The sequence below is a fragment of the Corallococcus sp. CA054B genome (assembly GCF_003611625.1).
Taxonomy (GTDB): Bacteria; Myxococcota; Myxococcia; order Myxococcales; family Myxococcaceae; genus Corallococcus; species Corallococcus coralloides.
Map to the genome: position 1 here is coordinate 1 of NZ_RAVY01000373.1, position 2,534 is coordinate 2,534.

Below are 2,534 nucleotides of genomic sequence, written 5' to 3' on the forward strand. Positions count from 1 at the left end.
GGGTGGGGGACGCTGGGCGGGTGGCAGCTCGCGGTGAACGCGCATGTTTCGCCCGCGCGTCGCAAGGCGGCGGCCCGGCTCATCGCGCACCTGACGTCCCCGGAGGCCAACCGCGTGCTGGCGCTGCACTACGCGCGCAACCCGCCCCGGCTGGCGCTGTATGACGACCCGCGGCTGCGCGCGGAGGAGCCGTTCATCGCGAGCCTGAAGGAGGCGCTGGTGCGGGCGCGCCCCCGGCCGGTGACGCCGTACTACCTGCTCATCGCGGATGTTCTCCAGAGCGAGTTCTCCGCCGCCGTGGCGGGCCTGCGGACTCCGGAGGTGGCGCTCACTCGCGCGCAGAAGCAGGTGGACCACCTGACCGGTGAGCAGCCTCCGGAGGAGGAATGAGGGGCGCGGGTTCGCAGGCTCGGGAGCGGCGGCAGGCGTACCTGCTGGTGGCGCCGGCCGTGTTGGTGCTGGCCATGGTGGCGCTGTACCCGGTGCTGGCGGCAATATGGCTGAGCCTGCACCGCTTCATCCTGGTGTTCGGCGAGCGGCGCTTCACGGGGCTGGAGAACTACGTCTACCTGATGGGGGACGCGCGCTTCTGGTCCGCGCTGGGGAACACGGCGTACTTCACGGCGGTGGCGGTGACGGTGGAGCTCTTGCTCGCGGTGCCGCTGGCGCTGCTGCTCAACCGCGCGTTCCCGGGGCGGGGCTTGTTGCGTGCGTCGGTGCTGGTGCCGTGGGCGATTCCCACGGTGGTGAGCGCCCGGCTGTGGGCGTGGATGTTCAACCCGGACTACGGGCTCATCAACCGGCTGCTGGGTGGGGCGGAGATCAACTGGCTGGGGGCGCCGGGGTATGCGTTGCACGCGGCCATCCTGGTGGACGTGTGGAAGACGACGCCCTTCGTGGCGCTGCTGGTGCTGGCGGGGCTGCAGGGCATTCCGGAGGACCTCTACAAGGCGGCGCGCGTGGACGGGGCGTCGGGGTGGCGGCAGTTCCGGTCCATCACGATTCCCCTGCTCAAGCCCGCGCTGCTCCTGGCGGTGCTGTTCCGGTCGCTGGACGCGTTCCGCGTGTTCGACGCCATCTACGTGCTGACGGAGGGCGGGCCGGCGAACACGACGGAGACGCTGAGCATCTACGCGTACAAGACGCTGATGCGCTCCGGGGACTTCGGGTACGGCAGCGCGCTGTCGGTGGCGACGTTCCTCTGCGTGGTGCTGCTGGCGGTGGTGTGGCTGCGCTGGCTGGGGCGCGAGGAGGGGCGGCGATGAAGCGGCCGGGGCTGGGCACGGCGCTGGCCGTGGTGGCGCTCCTCACGTTCTTCCTGGGGCCGTTCCTGTGGCAGGTGCTGACGAGCCTGTGGCCGGACGGGGAGCTGACCCGGCCGTGGCCTTCGCACCTGACGGGGGCGAACTACGAGAGTGTGTTGTTCGGGCGGCCGTTCCTGTGGGCGGTGTTGAACTCGCTGGTGGTGGCGACGCTGACGACGGTGTTCTGCCTCACGGTGGGCGCGTCCGCGGCGTTCGCGCTGGCGAAGCTGGAGTTCCGGGGGAGGGGGCTGCTGCTGTCCGCGGCGCTGGGCGTGTCGATGTTCCCGCCCATCGCGACGGTGAGCCCGCTGTACCTCATCCTCAACGCGGTGGGCTTGCGGGACAGCCTGGTGGGGCTGGCGTTGCCATACACGACGTTCGCGCTGCCGCTGACGTTGTGGGTGCTGACGTCGTTCTTCCGCCAGCTGCCGGACGAGCTGTACCGGGCGGCGCGGGTGGACGGGTGCACGCCGGTGGGCGCGTTCCGGAGGGTGCTGTTGCCCCTGGCGGCGCCGGGCCTGGCGACGACGGCCATCCTGGTCTTCATCTTCGCGTGGAACGAGTTCCTCTACGCGCTGACGTTTCTGTCCACGCCGGAGAAGCGCACGGTGCCGGTGGCCATCAGCCTCTTCGCCAGTGAGTACAAGGAACCGTGGGGAGAGATCGCCGCCGCGTCGGTGGTGGCCACGCTGCCGCTGGTGGTGCTCACGGTGCTGTTCCAGCGGCGCATCGTGTCCGGGCTCACGGCCGGCGCGGTGAAGGAGTAGCCCTACGGGCGGCTTCGCGCGCGGGGAAGCCAGTAGTCCGGCTGGCGGCGCAGGTGCGCGATGGCGAGCACCACCACGTCCTCGTCGCGGACGAGGTAGGGCAGGGCGAAGGGGTACTCCGGAAGCAGGAAGCGGCGGATGGGTGGCGTGTGATGGAGCAGAGGCCAGAGGGGCCAGCGGTCTGGATGCGCGTGGATGGAGTCCATCGCCAGATACACGGTGTCGGAGAAGCGGTCACCGAGGCCTGTGCGCTGGTCGTCGTACCAGTCGATGACCTCGAGCAGCTCCGGTTCGGCAGCGCGATGCAGGCGGATGCCCATACGGGGTGGAGTGCACCTAAACCCCTTCAGGGAAGTCCGGTAAGGCGCAGGCCCGCGTCATCGAAGAAGGCGGCGAGGACATCGTGACGGTAGCCCAGGCGCACAAATGAAGCGCGTGCCTGGGCGAGCAGCTCGGCGACAGA

At 70.1% G+C, this 2,534-nt stretch carries 3 protein-coding genes and 1 pseudogene; 3 read left to right on the plus strand and 1 reads right to left on the minus strand.

Annotated elements, in window-relative coordinates; all coding sequences use genetic code 11:
* The 3 genes and pseudogenes from D7V80_RS40715 to D7V80_RS40725 form a co-directional block, all read left to right on the plus strand.
* Window positions 1–390, plus strand: a pseudogene (locus D7V80_RS40715) (ABC transporter substrate-binding protein); the annotation flags it as partial.
* Entirely contained in the window at window positions 387–1,265 is an 879-nt protein-coding gene (locus D7V80_RS40720; RefSeq protein ID WP_120593121.1) for a carbohydrate ABC transporter permease, read from the plus strand. The pseudogene D7V80_RS40715 and the gene D7V80_RS40720, both read left to right, overlap by 4 nt.
* Window positions 1,262–2,071 carry a carbohydrate ABC transporter permease gene (locus D7V80_RS40725; RefSeq protein ID WP_120593122.1) on the plus strand — a complete coding sequence of 270 codons (810 nt, stop codon included), beginning with the start codon at window positions 1,262–1,264 and terminating at the stop codon, window positions 2,069–2,071. The genes D7V80_RS40720 and D7V80_RS40725 overlap by 4 nt, the downstream gene beginning before the upstream one ends.
* Window positions 2,072–2,073: 2 nt before the next feature.
* Here the strand turns inward: D7V80_RS40725 and D7V80_RS40730 are convergent, their stop codons facing one another.
* Window positions 2,074–2,391, minus strand: coding sequence for a type II toxin-antitoxin system RelE/ParE family toxin (locus D7V80_RS40730; protein ID WP_120593123.1), 318 nt, complete (start codon window positions 2,389–2,391; stop codon window positions 2,074–2,076).
* Window positions 2,392–2,534: the final 143 nt, after the last annotated feature.